21 protein-coding genes are annotated in these 22744 nt (G+C 64.6%); 11 read left to right on the top strand and 10 right to left on the bottom strand.

What is annotated here, in order from left to right; genetic code table 11:
- The first annotated feature begins 10 nt into the window (after nt 1-10).
- Nucleotides 11-3040 (top strand): multidrug efflux RND transporter permease subunit, encoded by a 3030-nt coding sequence (locus tag CAG29_RS04380; protein ID WP_085580292.1) that lies wholly within the window; start codon nt 11-13, stop codon nt 3038-3040.
- Nucleotides 3041-3129: 89 nt separating this feature from the next.
- Here CAG29_RS04380 and CAG29_RS04375 read toward each other — a convergent pair whose 3' ends face one another.
- The 5 genes from CAG29_RS04375 to colR all read right to left on the bottom strand — a co-directional run bounded on the left by CAG29_RS04375 (nt 3130) and on the right by colR (nt 6845).
- The gene (locus CAG29_RS04375; RefSeq protein ID WP_085580290.1) at nt 3130-3357 is read right to left on the bottom strand and encodes a hypothetical protein; all 228 of its coding nucleotides are present in this window, start codon (nt 3355-3357) and stop codon (nt 3130-3132) included.
- Nucleotides 3358-3359: 2 nt separating this feature from the next.
- On the bottom strand, nt 3360-4073 hold the full coding sequence (locus CAG29_RS04370) for a lipopolysaccharide kinase InaA family protein (RefSeq protein ID WP_085693897.1): 714 nt from the start codon (nt 4071-4073) through the stop codon (nt 3360-3362).
- A gap of 4 nt (nt 4074-4077) precedes the next feature.
- On the bottom strand, nt 4078-4746 hold the full coding sequence (locus CAG29_RS04365; protein ID WP_085580286.1) for a class I SAM-dependent methyltransferase: 669 nt from the start codon (nt 4744-4746) through the stop codon (nt 4078-4080).
- A gap of 151 nt (nt 4747-4897) precedes the next feature.
- A complete protein-coding gene (locus tag CAG29_RS04360; RefSeq protein ID WP_085580284.1) occupies nt 4898-6172 on the bottom strand; it encodes a HAMP domain-containing sensor histidine kinase in 1275 nt (424 codons plus the stop codon).
- Nucleotides 6162-6845, bottom strand: a complete 684-nt coding sequence (gene colR / locus CAG29_RS04355) for a two-component system response regulator ColR (protein ID WP_085580282.1) — start codon at nt 6843-6845, stop codon at nt 6162-6164. The genes CAG29_RS04360 and colR overlap by 11 nt, the downstream gene beginning before the upstream one ends.
- Before the next feature lie 200 nt (nt 6846-7045).
- Between colR and CAG29_RS04350 the strand changes: the two genes are divergently transcribed.
- Nucleotides 7046-8995 (top strand): LTA synthase family protein, encoded by a 1950-nt coding sequence (locus CAG29_RS04350; protein WP_085693896.1) that lies wholly within the window; start codon nt 7046-7048, stop codon nt 8993-8995.
- Nucleotides 8996-9049: 54 nt separating this feature from the next.
- On the top strand, nt 9050-9793 hold the full coding sequence (locus CAG29_RS04345) for a phosphatase PAP2 family protein (RefSeq protein ID WP_085693895.1): 744 nt from the start codon (nt 9050-9052) through the stop codon (nt 9791-9793).
- A 254-nt stretch (nt 9794-10047) separates the two neighbouring features.
- Here the strand turns inward: CAG29_RS04345 and groL are convergent, their stop codons facing one another.
- The 4 genes from groL to CAG29_RS04325 form a co-directional block, all read right to left on the bottom strand.
- The gene (groL, locus tag CAG29_RS04340; protein WP_085580275.1) at nt 10048-11694 is read right to left on the bottom strand and encodes a chaperonin GroEL; all 1647 of its coding nucleotides are present in this window, start codon (nt 11692-11694) and stop codon (nt 10048-10050) included.
- A gap of 51 nt (nt 11695-11745) precedes the next feature.
- Nucleotides 11746-12039, bottom strand: a complete 294-nt coding sequence (locus CAG29_RS04335) for a co-chaperone GroES (RefSeq protein WP_085580273.1) — start codon at nt 12037-12039, stop codon at nt 11746-11748.
- A gap of 247 nt (nt 12040-12286) precedes the next feature.
- Nucleotides 12287-12763 (bottom strand): FxsA family protein, encoded by a 477-nt coding sequence (locus tag CAG29_RS04330; protein ID WP_085580272.1) that lies wholly within the window; start codon nt 12761-12763, stop codon nt 12287-12289.
- Between the two features lie 66 nt (nt 12764-12829).
- The gene (locus CAG29_RS04325) at nt 12830-13561 is read right to left on the bottom strand and encodes a HugZ family protein (RefSeq protein ID WP_085629474.1); all 732 of its coding nucleotides are present in this window, start codon (nt 13559-13561) and stop codon (nt 12830-12832) included.
- Nucleotides 13562-13723: 162 nt separating this feature from the next.
- Here CAG29_RS04325 and CAG29_RS04320 point away from each other — a divergent pair, with 162 nt between their 5' ends.
- Entirely contained in the window at nt 13724-14482 is a 759-nt protein-coding gene (locus CAG29_RS04320) for an SDR family oxidoreductase (protein ID WP_085580267.1), read from the top strand.
- A 182-nt stretch (nt 14483-14664) separates the two neighbouring features.
- Here CAG29_RS04320 and apbC read toward each other — a convergent pair whose 3' ends face one another.
- Nucleotides 14665-15759: an iron-sulfur cluster carrier protein ApbC gene (gene apbC, locus CAG29_RS04315; RefSeq protein WP_085693894.1), complete on the bottom strand. Its 1095-nt coding sequence runs from the start codon at nt 15757-15759 to the stop codon at nt 14665-14667.
- 154 nt (nt 15760-15913) lie between these two features.
- Here apbC and metG point away from each other — a divergent pair, with 154 nt between their 5' ends.
- From metG to nth, 7 genes are all read left to right on the top strand, one after another.
- Nucleotides 15914-17965, top strand: coding sequence for a methionine--tRNA ligase (gene metG / locus CAG29_RS04310; RefSeq protein ID WP_085580263.1), 2052 nt, complete (start codon nt 15914-15916; stop codon nt 17963-17965).
- A gap of 130 nt (nt 17966-18095) precedes the next feature.
- Entirely contained in the window at nt 18096-18665 is a 570-nt protein-coding gene (locus tag CAG29_RS04305; protein WP_085580261.1) for an electron transport complex protein RnfA, read from the top strand.
- Nucleotides 18662-19873, top strand: a complete 1212-nt coding sequence (gene rsxB / locus CAG29_RS04300) for an electron transport complex subunit RsxB (protein ID WP_085693893.1) — start codon at nt 18662-18664, stop codon at nt 19871-19873. Before CAG29_RS04305 ends, rsxB begins: the two co-directional genes overlap by 4 nt.
- Nucleotides 19860-20843: an RnfABCDGE type electron transport complex subunit D gene (locus CAG29_RS04295; protein WP_085693892.1), complete on the top strand. Its 984-nt coding sequence runs from the start codon at nt 19860-19862 to the stop codon at nt 20841-20843. Before rsxB ends, CAG29_RS04295 begins: the two co-directional genes overlap by 14 nt.
- The gene (locus CAG29_RS04290) at nt 20840-21445 is read left to right on the top strand and encodes an RnfABCDGE type electron transport complex subunit G (protein WP_085693891.1); all 606 of its coding nucleotides are present in this window, start codon (nt 20840-20842) and stop codon (nt 21443-21445) included. Before CAG29_RS04295 ends, CAG29_RS04290 begins: the two co-directional genes overlap by 4 nt.
- Complete coding sequence (locus tag CAG29_RS04285) at nt 21442-22023, top strand: Rnf-Nqr domain containing protein (RefSeq protein ID WP_085693890.1); 582 nt, start codon at nt 21442-21444, stop codon at nt 22021-22023. Before CAG29_RS04290 ends, CAG29_RS04285 begins: the two co-directional genes overlap by 4 nt.
- Entirely contained in the window at nt 22020-22658 is a 639-nt protein-coding gene (gene nth, locus CAG29_RS04280; RefSeq protein ID WP_085580251.1) for an endonuclease III, read from the top strand. The genes CAG29_RS04285 and nth overlap by 4 nt, the downstream gene beginning before the upstream one ends.
- The last annotated feature ends 86 nt before the right edge of the window (nt 22659-22744 follow it).

Below are 22744 nucleotides of genomic sequence, written 5' to 3'. Positions count from 1 at the left end.
AGGAAACCCCATGGCCTTTACCGACCCGTTCATCCGTCGCCCGGTGCTCGCCACCGTGGTGAGCCTGCTGATCGTGCTGCTGGGCTTCCAGGCCTGGAGCAAGCTGCCGCTGCGCCAGTACCCGCAGATGGAAAACGCCCTGATCACGGTGACCACCGCCTACCCCGGCGCCAACGCCGAAACCATCCAGGGCTACATCACCCAGCCGATGCAGCAGAGCCTGGCGAGCGCCGAGGGCATCGACTACATGACCTCGGTCAGCCGCCAGAACTTCTCGGTGATCTCGATCTACGCGCGCATCGGCTCCAACAGCGACCGCCTGTTCACCGAGCTGCTGGCCAAGGCCAACGAGGTGAAGAACAAGCTGCCGCAGGACGCCGAGGACCCGGTGCTGAGCAAGGAGTCCGCCGACGCCTCGGCGCTGATGTACATCAGCTTCTTCAGCAAGGACCTGAGCAATCCGCAGATCACCGACTACCTGTCGCGGGTGATCCAGCCGAAGCTGGCGACCCTGCCGGGCATGGCCGAGGCGGAGATCCTCGGCAACCAGGTGTTCGCCATGCGCCTGTGGCTCGACCCGGTGAAGCTCGCCGGCTTCGGCCTGAGCGCCAGCGACGTGACCAACGCCGTGCGCCAATACAACTTCCTGTCCGCCGCAGGCGAAGTGAAGGGCGAATATGTGGTCACCAGCATCAACGCCAACACCGAGCTGAAGTCCGCCGAGGCCTTCGCGGCGATCCCGCTCAAGGTCGACGGCGACAGCCGGGTGCTGCTGCGGGACGTGGCCCGGGTCGAGATGGGCGCCGAGAACTACAACTCCATCAGTTCCTTCGGCGGCACGCCGTCGGTGTACATCGGGATCAAGGCGACCCCGGCGGCCAACCCGCTGGACGTGATCAAGGAAGTGCGCAAGATCATGCCGCAGTTGGAGGCCCAGCTCCCGCCCAACCTCAAGAGCGAAATCGCCTACGACGCCACGCTGTTCATCCAGGCCTCCATCGACGAAGTGCTCAAGACCCTGTTCGAAGCGGTGCTGATCGTGATCGTGGTGGTGTTCCTGTTCCTCGGGGCGCTGCGTTCGGTGGTGATCCCGGTGGTGACCATCCCGCTGTCGATGATCGGCGTGATGTTCTTCATGCAGATGATGGGCTATTCGATCAACCTGCTGACCTTGCTGGCGATGGTGCTGGCCATCGGCCTGGTGGTGGACGACGCCATCGTCGTGGTGGAGAACATCCACCGCCACATCGAGGAAGGCAAGACGCCGTTCGAGGCGGCCCTGGAAGGCGCCCGGGAAATCGCCTTGCCGGTGGTGTCGATGACCATCACCCTGGCGGCGGTGTACGCGCCCATCGGCTTTCTCACCGGGCTGACCGGGGCGTTGTTCAAGGAATTCGCCCTGACCCTGGCCGGGGCGGTGGTGATCTCCGGGATCGTCGCCCTGACCCTGTCGCCGATGATGTGCGCCGTGCTGCTGCGCCACGACGAGAACGCCAGCGGCCTGGCCCATCGCCTCGACCTGATCTTCGAAGGCCTCAAGCGCCGCTACCAGAGCCTGCTGCACGGCACGCTGAACACCCGGCCGGTGGTGCTGGTGTTCGCGGTGATCGTGCTGTGCCTGATCCCGGTGCTGCTCAAGTTCACCAAGTCGGAGCTGGCGCCGGACGAGGATCAGGGCATCATCTTCATGATGGCCAACGCCCCGCAGCCGACCAACCTCGATTACCTGAACACCTACACCGACGAATTCATCAAGATCTTCAAGGAGTTCCCCGAGTACTACTCGTCCTTCCAGATCAACGGCTACAACGGCGTGCAGACCGGCATCGGCGGCTTCCTGCTCAAGCCCTGGAACGAGCGCCACCGCACGCAGATGCAGATCCTGCCCGAAGTGCAGGGCAAGCTGGAACGCATTCCCGGCCTGCAGATCTTCGGCTTCAACCTGCCCTCCCTGCCCGGCACCGGCGAAGGCCTGCCGTTCGAGTTCGTGATCAACACGGCCAACGACTACGAAGTGCTGCTGGAGGTGGCCGACCGGATCAAGAAGCGCGCGGCGGAGTCCGGCAAATTCGCCTTCGTCGACCTGGATCTGGCCTTCGACAAGCCGGAAGTGGTGGTCGACATCGACCGGGCCAAGGCCGCGCAGATGGGCGTGTCGATGCAGGACCTGGGCGGCACCCTCGCCACCCTCCTGGGCGAGGCCGAGATCAACCGTTTCACCATCGAGGGACGCAGCTACAAGGTCATCGCCCAGGTCGAACGCCCCTACCGCGAGAACCCGGACTGGCTGAACAACTACTACGTGAAGAACACCCGTGGCGAACTGCTGCCGCTGTCCACCCTGATCACGGTGACCGACCGCGCAAGGCCGCGGCAGCTCAACCAGTTCCAGCAACTCAACGCGGCGAAGCTGTCCGGGTTTCCGCTGGTGAGCATGGGCGAAGCCATCGACACCGTGCGCCAGATCGCCCGGGAAGAGGCCCCCGCCGGATTCGCCTTCGACTACGGCGGCTCCTCCCGGCAGTACGTGCAGGAAGGCAGCGCGCTGTGGGTGACCTTCGCCCTGGCGCTGGCGATCATCTTCCTGGTGCTGGCTGCGCAGTTCGAGAGCTTCCGCGACCCGCTGGTGATTCTGGTCACGGTTCCGCTGTCGATCTGCGGCGCGCTGATCCCGCTGTTCCTGGGCTGGTCGAGCATGAACATCTACACCCAGGTCGGGCTGGTGACGTTGATCGGCCTGATCAGCAAGCACGGCATCCTGATCGTCGAGTTCGCCAACCTGCTGCGCAAGGAGAAGGGCCTGAGCGCCCGGGAGGCCGTGGAGGAAGCGGCGGCCATCCGCCTGCGTCCGGTGCTGATGACCACGGCGGCGATGGTGTTCGGCATGGTGCCGTTGATCCTGGCGAGCGGCGCCGGCGCGGTCAGCCGTTTCGACATCGGCACGGTGATCGCGACGGGCATGTCCATCGGGACCTTGTTCACCCTGTTCGTCCTGCCGTGCGTCTACACCTTCCTGGCCAAGCCCGACAAGGCACAGTGACCGGGAGCTCGCTCCCTCACCACAGGAGCGACAAGGCACAAAAAAAGGCCTCGCGTCGGCGAGGCCTTTTCATAAGGCTGCGGGGGAATTCAGCTCTGGGGTCTCATCCGTTGCGAGAGACCGAACATGAACAGCAACAAATCATGATCCGGTTCAGACGACACGGCGGTCTTCACCACCCGAGGCACCGGGCGATGGACTTCGCCCGCCGATTTGCCGATCACCTGCATGCGTGGCTGTTCCCAGGCCGCCACCGCCAATGAAGCAACTGCCAAGGCTCCTACCAAAAACAAACCTCGCGCAATTTCTAGTTTCATCGCTATAAACCTTTGATAGCGCTGCCAAACGCCGTCTCATAAAAGTAGACGAGTTTTTTCCAGTCCGAATCCCTGAACGACGAATGGCGACGCAATTGCTTCATGTCATGGGCTGCCGCGCGACCGGCGGTCAGCCGACGGCGGCATTTCTCGAGATCGATCAGGGCCACTTCAACCTGGGCCCCGTCGCCTTCACCGGTGACGCGGACAAACACATGCTTGATGTAGATGCAGCTGTGCTGCCAACGGCCCCGGTGCAGACGCGCCAGGTTGTCGGCCAGGTCCTTGAGCACACGCTCGTACACCACCTCGCCATGGCGCTCGCGGCCGCCGGCGGCTTCCCATTGCTCCAGCTCCAGAAAGCCGTCCAGGGACTTGGTCACCAGCAGCGCACGCCATTTGTGCACAGGGTCAGACTGGGCGCCGCAGAACACGATCTGCGGTACGCGCACGCCGAGCGCGCTGGCGCCGTTCAGCGCATCGCGCTCGCGCAGCACCGTCGGGCGACCGAACGGATGCATCAAGCTGCGGTAGATGTGACCGGTCTGGCGTTTGGCATACAGCAGCTGGCCATCGCGGCCCATGACCCGTTGCACCCCACTCTCACCGCCGCGGCGCACGTTGGGCTCTTCCACCCACTCGCCCCGCTGGTTCCAGTAGTAGTCGAAGCGATCCTGGGGAGCGACTTCCGTTTCTGCTGCAATATGCACTGCCATCCCGTTACCTCTTGCGTAATACGTAAACCCGCCACATGGCATACAGCGGAATAAAATCCAGTTGTTCCTGGATGCGGAAACCCGCCTCTTCAAATTCTTTCTCGACCGTAGCGGCCGGTAACACAAAGCGGTTCTGGTAACCCTCTTGCCCACGCTTGCGCTCGGCGCGCTTGCGTTTCCAGGCCTTGAAATTGCCGTCCACCCACAACGAAACGACCACGCTGTCACGGGTGACGCGCTCGAACTCGCGCAAAATGGCCCGTCGATGCTCGGCTTCACCGATGTGATGGAGCAAACGCATGCAGAAAATGCTGTCGACGGCGTTGTCAGGCAAGGCAATGTCGAACGCAGATGTGTGCAAGGGTTGTACCCGTTTCACCACATCGGCCGGTTGGGCCTGCATGGCGGTCTTGATCATCGACTCGGAGTTGTCCGCGCCGATGATCACCCGGTTCGGCTTTTCCGCCAGCAGCGGCCAGAAACGTCCGGCCCCGCAAGGCAGGTCCAGCACCAGCCCCGGTTCGCCGACCAGGGTCAGCGCCTTGCGGGCCAGTTGCAGGTCACGCCAGTGCGACAACCGACGCCCGAGACCGTCCTGATGCTTGCGCAGATACTTTTGCGCATGGTTATCGTCGTACTTTTCGGAAAAATCGAGCTTGATCGGGCCGGCCATCACCAGGACTCCTGAATTACTGATGAGGCCACCTTATGCAGGGCCGTGTCAGCGTCAGGTCATCCATTTGTGAAAAAAACGTCATGTAAAACCCTAAAACATTTCAGGGTTTTACAACCATTCCGCAGTAGCTCAGGGCCATCACTGTAGCTCAGGTCCGTCCCAAGTCCACCTCGAATCGGCAACCATTGGGTTCCATCGTGCTCAGATTGACGCTCCAGCCCTGGTTTTCGCAGATCCGCTGCACCAGCGAGAGCCCAAGCCCCAAGCCTTCGCCGCGCTTTTCGGTGCCGCGCACGAACGGCTGGAACATGGCTTCGCGTTTCTCTTCGGGGATACCCACCCCCGAATCCTCGACCACGAAACCGTTGCCGCTGAGGGTCAAGCGAATGAACCCCTGTTCGGTGTAGTGCAGCGCATTGCGCAGCAGGTTGCCCATCACCGCGTTGAGCAGAGTCGCGTTGTAGAGGGTGTCCGGCGGGGTGCCCGGCTCGAAGATCAACGTGAGCCCCTTGCTCTCGATCGGCTCGCGCCACAGGCACAGCAGGCTGTCCGCCACCTGCGCCAGGCTCTGCCGGGGCGAGACGCCAGCGTCTTCGCGCTTGGCCCGGGCCAGCATCAGGAAGGTCTGCACCAGTTCGCGCATTTCTTCGCTGGCACGGGCAATCCGCTCGACCTGGGCCCGGCCGCGCTGATCGATGCCCGGGTTCTCCAGCAGCAGCTCGCAGGAGCTGGCCAGCACCATCAACGGCGTACGCAGTTCGTGGCTCACGTCACTGGTGAACAGGCGCTCACGGGTCAGCGCCTGGCGCAGCCGCCCGAGGGTGGCGTCGAACGCCACCGCCAGTTCGCCCACTTCGTCGGCCGCGTAGTCCGGCGCCAGCGGCGGCGCCAGGCCGAGCAACTGATCACGGTGACGCACCTGGCGCGCCAGCCGCACCACCGGCGCCATCACCTTGCGCGCCAGCACCCAGCCCAAGAACACCGCCAACGCCAGGCTGAGCACGAAGCCCACCAGCACCACGGCGAACAGCACGCGCTCGCGCTCTTCGAAATCGCTTTGGTCCTGCAGCAGCACGTAGCGCCGGCCGTCGACGATCTCGACCATGGCGTGATATGACAGCTGCTCGCGAAAGACTTCGTGAAAGCCCGAGTCCAGGTGGCGCAGGTCCTTGGGCAGCTCGAAGTCGCCCGGTCCGCCGCTGAAGTAGAACAGCTGGTCCGGCTCGGGCCGGTGGCTCCAGTCCGAGACGTTGTCCATCAGCAGCAAGCGCTGCAGGTCGCCGCCCAGCCCCGCCGAAATCAGTTTTTCCTCGACCAGGTGGACCGTCGCGACGATCCCCATGGCGAACGCCCCCGCCACCAGTGCGCTCATCAACGCAAAGGCGATGATGATCCGCTGGGCAAGGCTCTGCTTAAACTCCATCACGCCCCTCGGCCAGGCGGTATCCCACGCCGTGCACGGTGTGCAGCAACGGCTTGGCGAACGGCTTGTCGATCACCTGGCGCAGTTGGTGGACATGGCTGCGCAGGCTGTCGCTGTCCGGACAGTCGTCGCCCCACAGCGCCTCTTCGAGGATCTCCCGGCGCAGCACGTGAGGGCTTTTCTGCATCAGCACCGCGAGCAGCTTGAGGCCGACCGGGTTGAGCTTGAGCAGCTTGCCTTCGCGGGTGACCTCCAGTGTGTCGAGGTCGTAGTTCAGGTCGCCGACCTGCAAGGCACGGCGGCCGCCGCCCTGGGTGCGGCGCATCACCGCCTCGACCCGGGCCGCCAGCTCGGACAACGCGAACGGTTTGATCAGGTAATCGTCGGCGCCGGACTTGAAGCCTTGCAGGCGGTCGTCGAGCTGGTCGCGGGCGGTGAGCATGATCACCGGGGTGTCACGGCGCGCGTCTTCGCGCAGCCGTTTGCACAGGGTGTAACCGTCGATGCCCGGCAGCATGATGTCGAGCACGATCAGGTCGTAGTGTTCGGTGGCCGCCAGGTGCAGGCCCGACAGGCCGTCCTGGGCGCAATCGACGGTATAGCCCTTGAGCCCCAGGTAATCGGCCAGGTTGGCCAGGATATCGCGGTTGTCCTCAACCAAAAGAATTCGCATGGGCACCTCCTCCGTACACCGAAACGGCCGTCATGGCCCGCGCAGCTTACGGCCAAGCGCCGCTCAGGGCTAGGGCCGCACGCCGCCCGGGCAGAGCCTTGGCGGCAACTCGAGACTTTAACGAGATTTTCACTATCGGTTCACACGCCGACGACAGCGACAGCGCGAGACTCCCGCGTTTTATGTAGGGATGGTAGCCAATGGACTTTTTCAGGACAGCGCCCATGCGCTTTCTGCTGTTGATCACCGGCGCCTGGCTGGCGGTGTTCTTCCTGACCCGGACAGTGTTGCTGCTGACCCACCTGGACGAGGCCGGCGGCGTCGACTTTTCCCTCTTCGGCATCGGCCTGCTCTATGACCTGGGCTTTCTGGCCTATGCGGCGCTGCCGATGGGACTGTACCTGCTGCTGTGCCCGCCGGTCCTGTGGCGCCGCCGGGGCCATCGCTGGTTCCTGCAAGGGCTGTTGACAGTCAGCCTGTTCGCGATGCTGTTCACCGCCGTGGCCGAGTGGCTGTTCTGGGACGAGTTCGGCGTGCGCTTCAACTTCATCGCGGTCGACTATCTGGTGTACTCCGATGAAGTGCTGAACAACGTGCTGGAGTCCTACCCGATCGGCACCCTGCTCAGCGTGCTCGCGCTGCTGGCCGCTGGCCTGAGCCTGGCGCTGCGCAAGCCGTTGAACGCCGCGCTGGACGCGCCGTTGCCGCCGCTGCGCGCACGCCTGTTCAATGCGTTGGCCCTGCTGATCGTCGCCGGCCTGAGCCTGCAACTGCTCGGCCAAGGTTTCCCCCGCGCCCAGGGCGGCAACGCCTACCGGAACGAACTGGCGAGCAACGGCCCTTATCAGTTCTTCGCCGCGTTCCGCAACAATGAACTGGACTACGGCCAGTTCTACAGCAGCCTGGCCCCCGAGGCCGTCGGCCGGCAGATCCGCGCCGAACTGAACGAGCCCAATGCGCGCTTCATCGGCCAGGATCCCCAGGACATCCGCCGGATGATCGACAACCCCGGCACGCCGCGCAAAACGAACATCGTGCTGGTGACCATCGAAAGCCTGAGCGCCAAGTACCTGGGCAGCAACGGCGATGAGCGCAACCTGACGCCGAACCTGGATGCCTTGCGCAAACAGAGCCTGTACTTCAACAACTTCTACGCCACCGGCACCCGCACCGACCGCGGCCTGGAGGCCATCACCCTGGCCATCCCGCCGACGCCGGGCCGTTCCATCGTCAAGCGCATCGGCCGCGAGAGCGGCTTCGCCAGCCTCGGCCAGCAACTGAGCGCCGTCGGTTACGACAGCGTGTTCGTCTACGGCGGGCGCGGCTATTTCGACAACATGAACGCGTTCTTCAGCGGCAACGGCTACCGTGTCGTCGACCAGAGCAGCGTCGACGAGGCCGAGATCCACTTCAAGAACGCCTGGGGCATGGCCGACGAGGATCTGTACAAGCAGACGCTGAAACTGGCCGACGCCGACTTCGCCAAAGGCCAGCCGTTCCTGCTGCAGTTGATGACCACCTCCAACCACCGCCCGTACACGTATCCGGACAACCGGATCGACATCAAGTCCGGCAACGGCCGCGACGGTGCGGTGAAGTACACCGACTACGCCATCGGCCAGTTCCTGGAACAGGCGCGGCAGAAGCCCTGGTTCGACGACACGATCTTCATCTTCGTCGCCGACCACACCGCCGGCAGCGCGGGCAAGGAAGACTTGCCGATCAACAACTATCAGATCCCGCTGTTCATCTACGCGCCCAAGCTGATCCAAGCGCGCGAAGACGCTCAGCTGGCCAGCCAGATCGACCTGGCGCCGACGCTGCTGGGGCTGCTCAACCTGGATTACCAATCGACGTTCTTCGGCCGCAACCTGTTGCAGGACAACCCGTTGCCGCCGCGCGTCGTGGTGGGCAACTACCAGCACCTGGGGCTGTTCGACGGCAAGGATCTGGCGATCCTCAGCCCGCGCCAGGGCCTGCGCCGGCATGACGACGCCCTGAGCGAAAGCCGCGAGTCCCGCGCGGGCAGCGACGACCCGCTGATCGGCCGCGCCATCACCTATTACCAAACCGCCAGTCATGGCTTCACGCAACAGCTGCTTGGCTGGAAAGCGCCCAAGGAGGGTGCGCCGCAAGTCAGCGAACGTTAACCGAAGCGCCCCGGGGCCGATGCGCCGGGGCGTTTTCTTGTTTCAGGATCCATCATGCCATCAAGCGCTGTACGCCCCACCCCCCGTCCGCTCAACTTCTGGCTGTGCCTCGGCATTCCCGTCGCCGCCGCCGTCATTCTGGTGCTGCTGGAACTGACCGATCTGGATATGGATCTGGCGCAGCTGTTCTATGATCCGGCCGCCGGCGACTTCATCGGCCGCCACAGCTACTTCCTGGAAAACATCCTCCACGACCGCGCCAAGCAGGTGGTCATCGCCTTCTCGGTGTTTGCCGTCCTCGGTTTCGTCGGCGCGTTCTTCATGACGCGCCTCAAGCCGTTCAAGCGTGAGCTGGGTTGCCTGGTGCTGTCGCTGGGCCTGGCCACTTCGTTCGTGACCCCGATGAAGGCCGTCACCGCCGTGCAGTGCCCCTGGAGCCTGGAGCAGTTCGGTGGACACGAAACCTACAGCAAACTGCTCAGCCACCGTCCGGACACCGACAAGCCCGGCCGCTGCTGGCCGGGCGGACACGCCGCCACCGGGTTCACCCTGTTCGCGCTGTTTTTCGTACTGCGCGACCGGCGTCCGCGCCTGGCGCGCCAGGCGTTCATCTTCGCGTTTGCGTTGGGTTCGGTGTTTTCCGTCAGCCGGATGATGCAGGGCGCGCACTTCTTCTCGCACAACGTGTGGACGGCGATCTTCTGCTGGCTGATTTGCCTGGGGTCGTACTACTGGGTGCTGTACCGCCCGGCCGTCCGGGCCGAGGCCGCACCTGCGGCGCAACCGGCCAACGCCTGACAGGCAACGCCCGTCGACGCCATCGCCGGCAGGCGGGCTCCCACAGAGAACCGCATCGGCGGACACCGCCAGACACTGTGGGAGCCCGCCTGCTGGCGATTGGCGTCATGCCAGTTAGCGCTGCATTGACTGGCACGGCCCATTCGCGAGCAGGCTCGCTCCTACAACGGACACCGGTGAACCTGAAATCCGGGCAATAAAAAACCCCGCCTGCTCATCGCAGGCGGGGTTTTTCGTACAGGGGTGAGGCTGGCTTACATCATGCCGCCCATGCCGCCCATGCCGCCCATGTCTGGCATGCCGCCGCCAGCTGGAGCGTCTTTCTTCGGCGCGTCGGCCACTGCAGCTTCGGTGGTCAGGATCAGACCGCCGATGGACGATGCCGCTTGCAGTGCGGAACGGGTCACCTTGGTCGGATCCAGGATGCCCATTTCGATCATATCGCCGTACTCGCCGGTCGCGGCGTTGTAACCGAAGTTACCTTTGCCGTTCTTGACTTCGTTAACCACAACGCTTGGCTCGTCGCCGCTGTTGGCGGAGATCTGACGCAGCGGCGCTTCAACGGCGCGGCGCAGGACAGCGATGCCCACGTCCTGGTCGGCGTTGTCGCCTTTGAGGGTGCCGATGGCTTCCAGAGCGCGGATCAGCGCAACGCCGCCGCCAGGCACCACGCCTTCTTCGACGGCTGCGCGGGTGGCGTGCAGGGCGTCTTCAACGCGGGCTTTCTTCTCTTTCATTTCGACTTCGGAACCGGCGCCGACCTTGATCACCGCAACGCCGCCGGACAGCTTGGCCAGACGCTCTTGCAGTTTTTCACGGTCATAGTCCGAGGAAGTCTCGGCCACTTGGGCGCGGATCTGGGCGATGCGGGCTTCGATGTCGCCCTGAACGCCAGCACCGTCGACGATGATGGTGTTTTCCTTGGACAGGGTCACGCGCTTGGCGTTGCCCAGGTGCTCCAGGGTGGTGCTTTCCAGGCTCAGGCCGATCTCTTCGGAGATCACGGTGCCGCCGGTCAGGACGGCGATGTCCTGCAGCATGGCCTTGCGGCGGTCGCCGAAACCAGGCGCCTTGACGGCTGCGACCTTGACGATGCCGCGCATGTTGTTCACGACCAGGGTCGCCAGGGCTTCGCCCTCGACGTCTTCAGCCACGATCAGCAGCGGACGGCCGGCTTTGGCGACGGCTTCCAGCACTGGCAGCATTTCGCGGATGTTGGAGATCTTCTTGTCGACCAGCAGGATCAGCGGGCCGTCGAGCTCGGCTACCATGGTGTCCGGCTTGTTGACGAAGTACGGGGACAGGTAGCCGCGGTCGAACTGCATGCCTTCGACGACCGACAGTTCGTTTTCCAGGCCCGAGCCTTCCTCAACGGTGATCACGCCTTCTTTGCCGACCTTTTCCATGGCTTCGGCGATGATGTCGCCGATGGAGTTGTCGGAGTTGGCGGAGATGGTGCCCACCTGAGCGATGGCCTTGGTGTCGGCGCAAGGCTTGGACAGCTTCTTCAGCTCAGCGACGATGGCGATGGTCGCCTTGTCGATGCCGCGCTTGAGGTCCATCGGGTTCATGCCGGCAGCGACGGCCTTCAGGCCTTCGTTGACGATCGACTGAGCCAGGACGGTGGCGGTGGTGGTGCCGTCGCCGGCGTCGTCGTTGGCACGGGAGGCAACGTCTTTGACCAGCTGCGCGCCCATGTTCTCGAAGCGGTCTTCCAGCTCGATCTCTTTGGCGACGGAAACGCCGTCCTTGGTGATGGTCGGAGCGCCGAAGCTCTTCTCGAGAATCACGTTACGGCCTTTCGGGCCCAGGGTCGCTTTTACCGCGTCAGCCAGGACGTTGACGCCGACGAGCATTTTCTTGCGGGCGGAATCGCCGAATTTAACTTCTTTAGCAGCCATGATCGATATTCCTTGAATGCTTTAAGGTAGCGGGAAAATGAACGGGGTCTATCAGCCTTCGATGACGGCGAGGATTTCGTTCTCGCTCATCACCAGCAGGTCTTCGCCGTCGACTTTCACAGTGTTGCTGCCGGAGTAAGGACCGAACACGACCTTGTCGCCGACCTTCACGGACAGTGCACGCACTTCACCGCTTTCCAGAGCTTTGCCCGGGCCTACAGCGAGGACTTCACCGTGGTTGGCCTTCTCAGCAGCCGAACCTGGCAGGACGATACCGCCAGCGGTTTTCTTTTCTTCTTCGCTGCGACGGATAACGACGCGGTCATGCAGAGGACGAAGCTTCATTGTCGATCTCTCCTAATTGTGGTTTTCATCGGCCGGTGTAGTCCCGGCGGGTTTAACGAATCCGGCCTGCGCCGGTTGCGGCTCGACGTGCGAGACGCGGAAGTCTGTCCGGCGGATGCGCCGGAAACCTTGCGGTGACCGATACATAAGGGCGCATAAGCTTATTACAAGGGCGGGGCAGAAAAATTTTCTCAGGCAGGCCCCGGAAACGGACACGGCACCCGAAGGTGCCGTGCCGAGACAGGTGTCACTTGGTGTCGCGGTGCTCGAACTCGCCTTCGATCACCGTCGGTTCGCGGCCCAGGGGCTCGCGCGGCGCGGGGCCGCCACGGGGTTGCAGGTCGTCGGCGAAAGCGCGCTGGCGCATGGCCTGCTCTTCGGCGCGCTGGCGCATCTTGCCGGCGATCAGGCGACGGCTCAACGGCAGCAGCATCAGCAGGCCGACCACGTCGCTGATGAAGCCCGGCAGGATCAGCAGGCCGCCGGCCAGCGCCAACATCAGGCCTTCGAGCATGGTCTGCGCGGGCAGCTCGCCGCGGCTCAGGCTTTCACGGGCACGCAGCGCGGTGGCCAGCCCGGCGACGCGCAGCACGAACACGCCGAACATCGAGCCGAGGATGATCAGCAGCAGGGCCGGGAAAAAACCGATGGCTCCCGCCACCTTCACGAATACGAACAGCTCCAACACCGGGAAGAGCAGAAAGAGCAACAAATAAGGGCGCATCTAAGGGTTCCTCAACGCAAGAATGCCTTGCAAGTAAGCCTTAGATGACGTCGCCCTTTCGTGAATTCAAGCGCCGGCGGGCGCATTTTTCGGCCAATGTTCGGCGCGGGCCAGGAAAACCAAGGCTTCGCGGACTTGTGTCGGCGTGTTGCAAGGTGCTTGGAACGGCAGCCAGTACAACGCCTGGCCGATGCGCAGGTGCATGCCCTCGGTGTCGATCCCGGCCATCTGCGCCGGTGCGCCTTTGGGCAGGCCGGCGAGGTCGACGTAATGGGCGATGGCCTTGGCGTGGTCGCTGTTCATGTGCTCGACCATGCTGATTTCGGCCTGGCCGGCGAACGGGTTGGCCAGCGTCAGGTGCTCGACCCAGTGGATCGCGCCGAAGCCGCCGATGTAGCGGTGGCGCACCGGCTTGAGCACCCAGAAGTCGAAGTCGTGGGCCTTGTGGTAGTTCTGCGAGTCAGGGAAATAGCGGTAGTAGCGCTCGGCGGCGGCTTCGATGGCGGCTTCGTCCGCAAGCTTTTCCGCTTCCGCCAGGTAAGTCAGGCGACCGACGGCCTGCACGTCTTCGGCCTCGCGCTCGCCCACCAGCAGCGAGCACTTGGGATCCTTCAGCAGGTTGTGGGTGTGCTGGGCGATGCGGCTGATCAGGATCAGCGGCCGGCCCTGGTCGTCGAGGCAGTAGGGGACCACGGAGCCGAACGGGAAACCGGGCATCGACTTGGAGTGGGTCGAGAGCACTCCACGGTATTCCTTGAGAAGCAATTCTCGGGCATGCTTAGCCGCTTCAACGCTCAATTTATGACTCCTTTAATAATTTCCGTCATAAAAACGGACGGGCGCCCGGGTCAAGTCCCGGCCACGCCGACGGGCAATTCTGATGTGCAACCTCGCTGCGGCCGGTGCAGATCCAGAGGCCCCAAAAGGACACCACTTTGACCTGCCATCGGGGGCACGCGCATGCAACTCACTGACAAAGTAATCATTATCACCGGCGGTTGCCAGGGTCTGGGCCGTTCCATGGCCGAGTACTTCGCCGGCAAGGGCGCGAAGCTGGCGCTGGTGGACCTGAACCAGGAAAAGCTCGACGCCGCCGTCGCCGCCTGCAAGGCCAAGGGCGTCGAGGCGCGCAGCTACCTGTGCAACGTCGCGGACGAAGAGCAAGTGACGCACATGGTCGCCCAGGTCGCCGATGACTTCGGCGCGATCCACGGCCTGATCAACAACGCCGGGATCCTGCGCGACGGGCTGCTGCTCAAGGTCAAGGACGGCGAAATGACCAAGATGACCCTGGCCCAGTGGCAGGCGGTGATCGACGTCAACCTGACCGGCGTGTTCCTGTGCACCCGTGAAGTGGCGGCGAAGATGGTCGAGCTGAAGAACGGCGGCGCCATCATCAACATCTCGTCGATCTCCCGCGCCGGCAACGTCGGCCAGACCAACTATTCCGCCGCCAAGGCCGGTGTCGCCGCCGCCACCGTGACCTGGGCCAAGGAGCTGGCGCGCTACGGCATCCGCGTCGCCGGCATCGCGCCGGGCTTCATCGAGACCGAAATGACCCTGGGCATGAAACCCGAAGCGTTGGAGAAGATGACCTCGGGCATTCCGCTCAAGCGCATGGGCAAGCCGGAAGAGATCGCCCACTCGGCGGCCTACATCTTCGAGAACGACTACTACACCGGGCGGATCCTGGAGATGGATGGCGGGTTGCGGATCTGACGTCACCGCACTAGGCGGCCGGTCGGTGCATCTGGGTTGATGCCATCGCCAGCAGGCTGGCTCCCACAGGTTGCGCGGTGCACGCAGGTTTGCGAACGACCGCAATCAAGGTGGGAGCCAGCCCTGCTGGCGATGGCGTCAGCCCAAGCGCCGCAGGAAAGCCCTGCGGCGTGGCGGTTCGGTCAGTCGTCGCTGACGGTGATGTTCGGCATCGCCGGGGTCGCCGCTTCCTGCAGCACGATCCGCGCGCCGACATGGCGGGCCAGGTCCTGGTAGACCATGGCGATCTGGCTCTCCGGCTCGGCGATCACCGTCGGCTTGCCGCCGTCGGCCTGCTCGCGGATGACCATCGACAGCGGCAACGAGGCCAGCAGTTCGACGCCGTACTGGGTCGCAAGCTTCTCGCCGCCGCCTTCGCCGAACAGATGCTCGGCATGCCCGCAATTCGAGCAGATGTGCACGGCCATGTTCTCCACCACGCCCAGCACCGGGATGTTGACCTTGCGGAACATCTCCACGCCCTTGCGGGCATCCAGCAGCGCCAGGTCCTGGGGCGTGGTGACGATCACGGCGCCGGCCACCGGGACTTTCTGCGCCAGGGTCAGCTGGATGTCGCCGGTGCCCGGCGGCATGTCGATCACCAGGTAGTCCAGGTCGCCCCAGGCGGTCTGCGTGACCAGTTGCAGCAGCGCGCCGGACACCATCGGGCCGCGCCAGACCATCGGCGTGTTGTCGTCGGTCAGGAACGCCATCGACATGACTTCCACGCCATGGGCCTTGAGCGGCACGAACCACTTCTGGTCCTTGACCTCAGGGCGGGTGCGCTCGGGGATGCCGAACATGATGCCCTGGCTCGGGCCATAGATGTCGGCGTCGAGAATGCCCACCTTGGCGCCTTCGCGGGCCAGCGCCAGCGCCAGGTTGGCGGCCGTGGTGGATTTGCCCACGCCGCCCTTGCCGGACGCCACGGCGATCACGTTCTTGACGTTGGCCAGGCCCGGGATCTGCGCCTGGGCCTTGTGCGCGGCGATCACGCTGGCGATCTCGACACGGGCACCCGTCACGCCGTCCAGCCCTTCGATGGCCATCTGCAGCACCTGCGCCCAGCCGCTCTTGAACAGGCCGGCGGCGTAGCCCAGCTCCAGCCGGACGCTGACGCGGTCGCCCTGGATCTCGATGTCGCGCACGCAACCGGCGCTGACCGGATCCTGGTTCAGGTAAGGGTCGGTGTATTGGCGAAGGACGGCTTCCACCGCTTCGCGGGTGACGGCGCTCATGGGCAACTCCGGTAGCAAGACTGGGAAAAGATGGCGGCTATCCTACCCCTTCTGCCGTGCGGACGGCATGTCCGGCAAACATTTGCAGGGGTGAAATATCTTCGCCGGCGATTTATAGTGGCCGACCTCCGTTTCATCAAGTAGCGATGCCCCCATGTCCGAGCCACGCAAGATCCTCGTCACCAGCGCCCTGCCCTACGCCAACGGTTCGATCCACCTTGGCCACATGCTGGAATACATCCAGACCGACATGTGGGTGCGCTTCCAGAAGCAGCGCGGCAATCAGTGCATCTATGTCTGCGCCGACGACGCCCACGGTTCGGCGATCATGCTGCGCGCGGAAAAGGAAGGCATCACCCCGGAACAGCTGATCGCCAACGTCCAGGCCGAACACAGCGCCGACTTCGCCGACTTCCTGGTGGACTTCGACAATTTCCACTCCACCCACGCCGAAGAGAACCGCGAGCTGTCGGGCCAGATCTACCTGAAGCTGCGTGACGCCGGGCACATCGCCACGCGTTCGATCACCCAGTACTTCGACCCGGACAAGAAAATGTTCCTGGCCGACCGCTTCATCAAGGGCACCTGCCCCAAGTGCGGCACCGAAGACCAGTACGGCGACAACTGCGAAAAATGCGGCGCGACCTACGCCCCCACCGACCTGAAGGATCCGAAGTCGGCGATCTCCGGCGCCACCCCGGTGCTCAAGGACTCCCAGCACTTCTTCTTCAAGCTGCCTGACTTCCAGCAGATGCTGCAGGCCTGGACCCGCAGCGGCACCCTGCAGGACGCGGTGGCCAACAAGATCGCCGAATGGCTGGACGCCGGCCTGCAGCAGTGGGACATCTCCCGCGATGCGCCGTACTTCGGCTTCGAGATCCCGGACGAGCCGGGCAAGTATTTCTACGTGTGGCTGGATGCGCCGATCGGCTACATGGCCAGCTTCAAGAACCTGTGCGACCGCACGCCTGCGCTGGACTTCGACGCCTTCTGGGGCAAGGACTCCACCGCCGAGCTGTACCACTTCATCGGCAAGGACATCGTCAACTTCCACGCCCTGTTCTGGCCCGCCATGCTCGAAGGCGCCGGCTACCGCAAGCCGACCGGGATCAACGTGCACGGCTACCTGACCGTCAACGGCCAGAAGATGTCCAAGTCCCGCGGCACCTTCATCAAGGCGCGCACCTACCTGGATCACCTGTCGCCGGAATACCTGCGCTACTACTACGCCTCCAAGCTCGGCCGCGGCGTCGACGACCTGGACCTGAACCTCGAAGACTTCGTGCAGAAGGTCAACTCCGACCTGGTGGGCAAGGTGGTCAACATCGCCAGCCGCTGCGCAGGCTTCATCCATAAGGGCAACGCCGGGGTGATGGTCGGCGCCAACGCCGCGCCGGAGCTGACCGACGCGTTCCTGGCCGCCGCGCCGAGCATCGCCGACGCCTACGAGGCCCGCGATTTCGCCCGCGCCATGCGCGAGACCATGGCCCTGGCCGACCGCGCCAACGCCTGGATCGCCGACAAGGCGCCTTGGTCGCTGAACAAGCAGGAAGGCAAGCAGGACGAGGTCCAGGCGATCTGCGCCACCGGCATCAACCTGTTCCGCCAACTGGTGGTCTTCCTCAAGCCGGTGCTGCCGCTGCTGGCCGCCGACGCCGAGGCGTTCCTCAACGTCGCGCCGCTGACCTGGAACGACCACGCCACGCTGCTGGCCAACCACCAGCTCAATGAATTCAAACCGTTGATGACCCGCATCGACCCGGTAAAAGTGCAAGCCATGACCGACGCCTCCAAGGAAGACCTGACCGCCAGCCAGACCGACACCGGCGCCGCCGCACCTGCCGGCAACGGCGAACTGGCCAAGGATCCGCTGTCGCCGGAAATCGAGTTCGACGCCTTCGCCGCCGTCGACCTGCGCGTGGCCCTGATCGTCAAGGCCGAACACGTGGAGGGCGCCGACAAGCTGCTGCGCCTGACCCTGGACATCGGTGACGAGCAACGCAACGTGTTCTCCGGGATCAAGAGCGCCTACCCGGATCCGTCCAAGCTGGACGGCCGCCTGACCATGATGATCGCCAACCTCAAGCCGCGGAAAATGAAGTTCGGCATATCCGAAGGCATGGTGATGGCCGCCGGCCCCGGCGGCGAAGAGATCTACCTGCTGAGCCCGGACAGCGGCGCCAAGCCGGGCCAGCGCATCAAATAAGGTTGCGCACCGGCCGATCCCACAGGCGTGCCCCGTGCGCCTGTGGGATTTTTCATGTCTGGCCCGCCCTCCACCGGCGCCGGATAATGCCTAACCTTAAGGGACATCCGCCTGACCTGCCGGCAACGCCATGACCGACCTCGTGCTTGTGATTTTCAGTGCTGCGCTGCTCAACAACTTCGTGTTGAACTGGCCGCTGGGCGTCGATCCGGCGCTGGCGGGCGAGCGACGCCAGGTGCATGCGCTGGGCCTGGCGACGCTGGTGCTGATGCTGGTGGCCGGGACTGTCGCCCAGGCGCTCTGGCAATGGCTGCTGGTGCCGCTGCACCTGGAGGGCCTGCGTCTTTTCGCGTTTCTGCCCCTGTGCGTGCTGTCGATCGCTCCGTTGCTGAAGCTGCTGGCCCGCGGGTTGCCGACACTGCCTTTCGACGGCTTGTGGCCATTGATGCTGGGCAATGCCGGCGCGCTGGGCCTGACGCTGAGCAACGCCCAGGCGGACAAAGGCCTGTTTCATGCGATGGCGCTGAGCCTGGGCGCCGGCCTGGGCTTCTGGCTGGTGCTGAGCCTGTTCAGCGACCTGCGCGAACGAACCGCCGGCAATGATGTTCCCCTGCCCTTTCGCGGCCTGCCGATCCAGTTGATCGGCGCCGGACTGATGGCGGTGGCTTTTCTCGGATTCAGCGGACTGATCAAAACATGAGTCTGATTCAACGCATCGACGCCCTGCTGCCCCAGACCCAATGCGGCAAGTGCGGCCATCCCGGATGCAAGCCCTACGCCGAAGGCATCGCCGGCGGCGAGCCGATCAACCGCTGCCCGCCGGGCGGCGACGAAACCGTCGCGGCCCTGGCTGAACTCCTGAACATCCCGGTGCTGGAACTGGACGTCAGCCGCGGCACCGCGCCGCCGCAAGTGGCCTTCATCCGCGAGGCCGAATGCATCGGCTGCACCAAGTGCATCCAGGCCTGCCCGGTGGACGCCATCGTCGGCGCCGCGAAATTCATGCACACGGTGCTCGTCGACGAGTGCACCGGCTGCGACCTATGCGTGGCGCCCTGCCCGGTGGACTGCATCGACATGCATCCGCTGCCGGCGGGAACCCTGGCGGTGGTCGGCGGACTGGCCGCCAGCCCCGAAGAGCGCCAGGCGCGCACCGCCAAACGCGACCACGCCCGGCAACGCTACCAGCGCCGCAATGCCCGGCTGCTGCACGAAGAGCAACAACGCCAGGCCGAACGCGAAGCCCGGGCCCAGCGCGCGGCGCAAGCGCAGGCCGCCGCAGCGGATCCGGTGCAGACCGCGCTTGAGCGGGTGCGCGCCCAGAAGGCCGCCACTGCCGATGCGGCGCTGAAAAAGGCCAAGATCGACCTGGCCATGAGCCGCGCCCAACTGAACAAATCACTGAAAGCCTTCGGTCATCCGCCGACGTTCGAACAACAGTCGCAACTGATCGTGCTGCAACGGCAGTTCGAGGCGGCCGAGCAGGCGTTGGCGGCCCTGGAAACCAGCGACGCCGTCCCTGCGGCTCCTGCCCCGGCTCCGGCGAAAGACGCAGAGCTGAAACGGGCGAAAATTCAGTTGGCGATGCGCCGCGCCGAACTGAAGAAGGCCCAGGCGGCGGATGCGCCGCCGCAAGAGATCGCCGTCCTGGAACAGGCCCTGCGCGACGCCGAACAGGCCCTGCATGCGGCCGAGGACGCCAGCGGACAACCGCTGCCCGACCTCGTGCGCACCGAAAAACGGCCGATCGACAGCCAGCTCCGTCAATTGAAGACCGAACTGGCCTACGCCCGGGCCGACCTCAACAAACTGCAAAGACGCGCCGACACCGCCCCCGACCTCCTCGACAAGGCCCGCGCCCGCCTGGAGGAAGCCGAACGTCAGGTAAACGCCCATGCCGCGCCTTGAAACCCCGGACACTCGCCTGCAGGAGGCGATGAAGCTTGTGCTGCTGGCCACGTTGCCGGGGCTGCTGGCGCTGTTCTGGTTCTATGGCTGGGGGGTGGCGATCAACTTGCTCCTGTGCGTCGCCACTGCCTGGGCCGTCGAATCCGCGGTGCTGCGCCTGCGTCGGCAACCGGTGCTGCCGACGCTCGCCGACGGCAGCGCTGCGGTCAGCGCCACCCTGTTGACCGCCGCCCTGCCCCCGTACTGCCCGTGGTGGCTGACGGTCACGGCGATGGCCACCGGCCTGCTGTTCGGCAAGCACCTGTACGGCGGCGTCGGCCGCAACCCGTTCAACCCGGCCATGCTCGGTTTTGCGCTGGCCATGGTGATGTTTCCCCTGTCGATGACGCACTGGCCGGGCCACGGCATGGATCTGTCGAGCGCCCTGACCCCGGTGTTCAGCCCGGCAAGGGCGCCGGACGCCTGGGCCCAGGCCACCGTGCTGGACAGCCTGCGCATCAACAAGAGCCTGACCACGGACGAACTGTTCGCCGCCGATCCCGCTTTCGGCCGGTTCGGCGGACGCGCGGCCGAGTGGGTCAACCTGGCGTTCCTGGCCGGCGGGCTGTTCCTGCTGCAACGGCGGGTGATCGGCTGGCAGGCGCCGGTCGGCATGCTCGTCGCTCTGTTCACCGTCAGCCTGCTGTGGTGGAACGGCTCGGGATCCGACTCCCACGGCTCGCCGCTGTTTCACCTGCTCAGCGGCGCAACGATGCTGGGCGCGTTCTTCATCGTCACCGAACCGGTGTCCGGCGCACGGAGCGCGCTTGCCCGCCTGCTGTTCGGCCTCGGTGCTGGGCTGTTGACGTACCTGATCCGCACGTGGGGCGGCTACCCGGACGGCGTGGCCTTTGCCGTGCTGCTGATGAACCTGTGCGTGCCCGCGCTGGAACGCTTCGCCACCGCCCGCCAGCGGCAGGTGGCGCCATGAACCGCACGGGCAGCCTGATCGCCCTGGCGCTGCTGGCCTGCGCGGGCGCCGGCGTGAGCTGGCTGGTGCAGGATCTCAGCGCGCCGCGCATCGCCGCCGAACGGAAGCTGATCGAAAGCCGCACGCTGCTGGACGTGCTGGCCGCGGACAGCTACGACAATCGCCCCCTGGAGCAGGCGCTGCCCTTGGCTGACCCGGTGTTGAGCCACAGCACGCTGACCGGCGCCTACCGGGCGACCCGCGGCGAACAGACCGTCGCCGTCCTGCTGCGCAGCCAGGCCACGGGTTATGCCGGCCAGATCGAATGGCTGATCGCGATCGCCCCTTCGGGCAGGCTGATCGGCGTGAAAACCTTGAGGCAAACCGAAACGCCGGCGTTGGGCGGACTGATCGGCGACTGGCCGAACGCCTGGTTGCAGACCTTCACGGGCAAGTCCCTCGATGCACCGGACGACGCCGGCTGGGCGTTGAAAAAGGATCGGGGGCAATTCGATCAGATCGCCGGCGCCACCGTCACTTCGCGCGCAGCGGTGAACGCCGTCCATGATGCGTTGCGCTACTTCGACGGGCACCGGGCGGCTCTGCTGGGGAACGCTGAATGAACAGAACCGCGACACTCTCCAACTCATTGGCGCTGACGTTGCTGCTCGGCGCCACCGGATCGCTGCCCGGCGCGTTGGCGACGGTACTGATGTGCGTTGTCGTCGTCGGCCTCTATGGCTTGGCCATGCAAGCGTTGCGCCCGCGCCTGACCCAGGCGAGCGTCTTGCCGGCCGGCCTGCTGGTGGCCGCCACGTTGGCCGGTTGCGCCGATACCCTCGTGCAGTACGCGTCCGTGCAATGGCATCAGATGATCGGCCTCTACGCCGGCCTGATCGGCCTGCAGTGCATCGTGCTGGAACACCACGGATTCTTTCTGCGGCCCGCCGCCGCGCGCCTGAAACCGTTCGGCCTGTTCGCCGGCCTGATAGCCGTGATGGCCCTGTTGCGCGAACTGATCGGCCGGGGCAGCATCGGCGCCCGACTTTCGGAACACTGGCAAGGTCTGGTGCTGTTCGGCGAAGGCCTGCACCTGTTCACCCTGACGGCCGGCGCCTTCATCCTGCTGGGATTGCTGCTGGCCTTGGGTCAGACCCTGATTCGCCCCACCGCCCCCGCCGAGGAATCGCACCGTCCATGAATGCCGCAAAACGCCTGGAAATCTTTCGCCGACTGCACGAAGACAATCCCGAGCCGAAAACCGAACTGGCCTACAGCTCGCCGTTCGAACTGCTGATCGCCGTGATCCTTTCGGCGCAGTCCACCGACGTCGGGGTGAACAAGGCCACGGCGAAGCTGTACCCGGTGGCCAACACGCCGGCGGCCATTCATGCCCTGGGCGTCGAAGGCCTGTCCGAGTACATCAAGACCATCGGGCTCTACAACAGCAAAGCGAAAAACGTGATCGAGACCTGCCGCCTGCTGGTCGAACGCCACGGCGGCGAAGTCCCGCAGACCCGCGAAGAGCTGGAAGCCTTGCCGGGCGTCGGGCGCAAGACCGCCAACGTGGTGCTCAACACCGCGTTCCGCCAACTGGCCATGGCGGTGGACACCCACATTTTCCGGGTGAGCAACCGCACCGGGATCGCCCCCGGCAAGAACGTGGTCGAGGTGGAAAACAAACTGATGAAATTCGTGCCGAAAGAGTACCTGCTCGACTCGCACCATTGGCTGATCCTGCACGGGCGCTATGTGTGCCTGGCCCGCAAGCCGCGCTGCGGAAGCTGTCGGATCGAAGATTTGTGCGAGTACAAGCACAAGACATCCGACGATTGATCGGCTATTGGTTTTGTTGATATTTCGATTGAAAAAATCTTTTTTACCATCCGCCGGTTTATCGATATAAGGAGCGCCAAAGGCAG

Source organism: Pseudomonas sp. B7(2017) (assembly GCF_002112745.1).
Classification (GTDB): Bacteria; Pseudomonadota; Gammaproteobacteria; order Pseudomonadales; family Pseudomonadaceae; genus Aquipseudomonas; species Aquipseudomonas ekonensis.
Note: the sequence above shows the minus strand (reverse complement) of the source record. Positions and strands in the feature narration are given on the sequence as shown.